This is a genomic window from Rhodococcus sp. BS-15 (assembly GCF_000813105.1).
Lineage (GTDB): Bacteria > Actinomycetota > Actinomycetes > Mycobacteriales > Mycobacteriaceae > Rhodococcoides.
On sequence record NZ_BAOX01000450.1, the window covers coordinates 1 to 2,709 of the forward strand.

Annotated in this window: 2 protein-coding genes and 1 pseudogene; 1 reads left to right on the forward strand and 2 read right to left on the reverse strand. The window is 66.9% G+C overall.

Annotated elements, in window-relative coordinates; genetic code table 11:
* A pseudogene (locus tag RHBS_RS26610) lies at positions 1-1,177 on the forward strand (geranylgeranyl reductase family protein); the annotation flags it as partial.
* Between the two features lie 7 nt (positions 1,178-1,184).
* On the opposite strand, the gene RHBS_RS26615 reads toward RHBS_RS26610, so the two are convergent.
* Complete coding sequence (locus RHBS_RS26615; RefSeq protein WP_082073920.1) at positions 1,185-1,880, reverse strand: demethylmenaquinone methyltransferase; 696 nt, start codon at positions 1,878-1,880, stop codon at positions 1,185-1,187.
* 48 nt (positions 1,881-1,928) lie between these two features.
* Positions 1,929-2,709, reverse strand: a 781-nt coding sequence (locus RHBS_RS26620; protein ID WP_145977630.1) for a glycosyltransferase, incomplete at its 5' end; no start/stop codon positions are given.

Consider the following 2,709-nt stretch of genomic DNA (forward strand, 5'->3'; position numbering starts at 1 on the left):
TCCGCGCGGCGATGGGCCGCACGATCCGGCCGCGACGTCGTGCTGGCCGACGCGGCCGTCTTCCCCCCGCGACAAGACGTGCGGTGACGGATTGACGCCACGTGCCGTCGCCGAGCTCGATCAGTTGGGTCTGGGCGAGTGGGTGCGCGGTAAAGCGCACAACCGAGGACTGCGACTGAGTGGATTCGGCCAGGAATTACAACTCGAGTGGCCGAGCAGATCGCTGCCGACCATCGGAAGTGCAGTTCCCAGAACCGAATTGGACGACAGGATTCGCGTCGCCGCGGTCGAATCCGGGGCAGTCATGGCCGAGGGAGCCAAGGCTGTCGCCGTCACCCGCGACGGAAATTCGGTCCGTTCTGTCACACTCCAGACCGCCACCGGAGCCCACGAGATCTCCTGTCGCACACTGATCGTCGCCGACGGTGTCCGTTCCACTCTGGGCAAGCAACTCGGGCGACAGTGGCATCGCGACACCTCATTCGGCGTCGCGGCTCGCGCCTACATCACCTCGGGACGCAGCGACGACGAGTGGATCAGCTCACACCTCGAATTGCGTGATGCCGCAGGCACTCTGCAGCCCGGCTACGGCTGGGTCTTCCCGCTGGGCGACGGAACCATCAACATCGGCGTCGGCACCTTGGCCACCGCCAAACGGCCTGCACCCGGAGCGCTGCGACCCCTACTCGACCTCTACACCCACCAGCGCCGCGGCGAATGGGACCTCAGCGGGGAGTTGCGCTCCGTCGCGTCGGCACTGCTGCCGATGGGCGGCGCGGTCTCGGGAATCGCAGGTACCAACTGGGCCATCATCGGAGACGCCGCAGCCTGCGTGAACCCACTCAACGGCGAGGGCATCGACTACGGACTCGAAGGCGGCCGCATGGTCGTCGAACTGCTCGATCACCCCGACCTCACCGACGCCTGGCCCGGCCTGCTCCGCGAGCATTACGGGCAGGCCTTCTCCATCGCTCGACGCCTCGCCGGGCTACTCACCGTGCCGAGGTTCCTACCCGCAGCCGGACCGGTGGGTATGCGCTCACGGGCGCTGATGAAAGTCGCCGTCCGCTGCATGGGCAACCTCATCACCGACGCCGACAGCGACCTCGTCGCGCGCGCGTGGCGGGCGTCGGGAAGCGGATCGCTGAAAATCGATTCCCGGCCGCCGTTCAGCTGAAGCCAGATCAGGGTCGAGTTGCCTTGTGCAGCGCCACGATTCCGCCGGTGAGGTTGCGCCACTGCACGTCGGTCCAGCCGGCGTCGGCGATTCGCTGTGCCAACTGTTCCTGTGTCGGCCAGGCGCGGATGGACTCGGCGAGGTAGACGTACGCGTCGGGGTTACTACTCACCGCGCGAGCGACTTTCGGTAGCGCCTTCATCAGGTACTCCATGTACACGGTGCGGAACGGACCGAACACCGGCGTGGAGAACTCCGAGACGACGAGCCTGCCGCCGGGCTTGGTGACGCGGGCGATCTCGCGCAGGCCGGCGTCGAAGTCGGAGACGTTACGGAGGCCGAAAGAGATGGTGGCGGCGTCGAAACTGGCGTCGGCGTAGGGCAGTGCCATCGCGTCGCCTGCGACCATCGGCACACCTCGCTGCAAGCCGGCCTGCAGCATGCCCTTGGAGAAATCGGTGGCCACGCACCAGGCTCCGCTGCGGCCGAGTTCGACGGTGGAGACACCGGTGCCTGCAGCAAGATCGAGAACCCGCTCGCCGGGTTTCAGATCCAACGCTCGTCGAGTGAGCTTGCGCCAACTGCGGTCCTGCCCGAACGACAGAACCGTGTTGGTGATGTCGTATCGACGGGCGACGCCGTCGAACATCGACGCCACCTCGTGGGGCTCTTTTGCCAGGGTTGCGCGTGATGTCTGGGCCACGCAGTCCAGACTACTCAGGAGCGGAGCCTGCGAAGCGACCAGAAGACGCTACGCGATCTTTTGCACCCGCGGAGCTGTGATGCCTTGCACGTCGTAGTAGTGCGAGATCAGCTCGTCGCAGATGGCAGGCCAGGTTCGGTGCAGCACAGATTTGCGGGCTGCGTCACCGAATCGTGCCCGGGTGGTGGGTTCGGCGAGGGCTCCGACGGCACTGGGCAGCAGCTCGGTGAACTTGTCGACCGGCAGCAGGTATCCGTTGCGGCAGTGCGAGACCAGATCGCGCGGGCCCCCGGCGTCGGGTCCGATGACGGGAACACCGCTGGCGAGAGCTTCTTGTACTGCCTGGCAGAAGGTTTCGTGTTCGCCGGGGTGGACGAAGATGTCGAAGCTGGCGTAGGCCCGAGCGAGTTCGTCGCCGCCGAGTTGTCCGGTGAAGATCGCGCCCGGCATCAGGGTCTGCAACGCCGCGGTGTCGGGTCCGCCGCCGACGATCACCAGCTGGATCGACGGGTCGGTGGCCAGGACGGCGAGCCGCTCGACGTGCTTTTCCGGGGCGAGCCTGCCGACGAAACCGACGATCAGCTTCTCGTCCGCTCCCCACTGACTTCTGAGCGTCTGCGACTTGGCCGAGGGTGCAAATCGGACGGCGTCGACTCCTCGCGCCCACCGGTGCACGCGCGGGATGCCGTGCAACTCCAACGCATCGACGGCCGAAGTGGACGGTGCCAGGGTGCGGGCCGCGCCGCGGTGCAGTCTCCTGGTCCAGCGCCACGCGGCTTTGGAGGTGAGGCCCAGGCCGTAGCTGGCGGCGAAACCTGCGACGTCGGTC